This is a genomic window from Streptomyces sp. NPDC001108 (assembly GCF_053598535.1).
This window is the reverse complement of sequence record NZ_JBSFKL010000052.1, coordinates 1-1,143: the sequence shown is the minus strand read 5'-3', so window position 1 is coordinate 1,143 and position 1,143 is coordinate 1. Positions and strand designations below refer to the sequence as shown.

The following is a 1,143-nucleotide window of genomic DNA, read 5'->3' as shown; positions in this document are numbered from 1 at the left end:
GGGGGCGTTGCTTGCTTCTGTTCCGGTGGAGTTTCCGTTGACGGGTGTGGTGCATACGGCGGGTGTTCTTGATGACGGGACTGTTGCGTCGTTGGGTTCGGAGAGTCTGGGTTCGGTGTTGCGGCCGAAGGCGGATGCGGCGTGGAATCTGCATGAGTTGACGTTGGACGCGGATCTGTCGGCGTTCGTTCTGTATTCGTCGGTCGCGGGTGTTCTTGGTACGGCTGGTCAGGCGAACTATGCCGCGGCCAACGCGTTCCTGGACGGTCTTGCCGCGCATCGTCGTGCCCATGGCCGGCCGGGGCTCTCCCTCGCCTGGGGCCTGTGGGCCGACGCCAGCGGGATGACCGGTCACCTCGACCGTACGGACGTGGCCCGCATGGCCCGTGCCGGAGTCGCCCAGCTCCCGTCGGACCAGGGACTCGCGCTCCTCGACTCCGCGCTCACCCACGAGGACGCACTGCTCGTCCCGGCCAGGCTCGACCTGACCTCCCAGCGTGCGCAGGGCGCCGACAACACGATCCAGCCCCTCTTCCGCAGCCTCGTCAGGACCCCTGCACGACGGGTGGCCCAGGCGGCCGGCGGTGCGGGCGCGGCGGAGTCGTGGGCCCAGCGGATGGCGGCGCTGGCCGAGTCCGAACGCGAAACGGCGGTGCTCGACCTCGTACGCAAGCAGATCGCCACCGTGCTCGGCCACTCCGACGACGAAGGCGTGGCCGTCAACCAGGCGTTCAAGACGCTCGGCTTCGACTCCCTGACGGCGGTGGAACTCCGCAACCGGCTGATCGCCGCCACCGGCCTCCGTCTCCCGGCCACGCTCGTCTTCGACCACCCCAGCCCGGCGGCCCTCGCCGACCACCTGCGTGGCCAGGTCACCGGGGCCGGGGTGGCCGACGAGTCCTCCGCCCGGCGCACCTCTTCCGCCTCCGCGGTTTCGGTTTCGGATGAGCCGATTGCGATTGTGTCGATGGCGTGCCGTTTTCCGGGTGGGGTGGGTTCGCCGGAGGATCTGTGGCGGTTGGTGGCTTCGGGTGGGGATGCGATCGGTGGTTTCCCGGAGGACCGGGGGTGGGATCTGGAGCGGTTGTACGATGCGGATCCTGCGCGGTCGGGGTCGTCGTATGCGCGTGATGGCGGGTTCCT

Annotated in this window: 1 protein-coding gene; it reads left to right on the top strand. The window is 69.3% G+C overall.

Annotation, left to right across the window (positions count from 1 at the left end; translation table 11 throughout):
- Nucleotides 1-46: 46 nt before the first annotated feature.
- The coding region (locus tag ACWC97_RS33975; protein WP_450653674.1) for a KR domain-containing protein at nt 47-1,143 on the top strand (1,097 nt) is incomplete at its 3' end.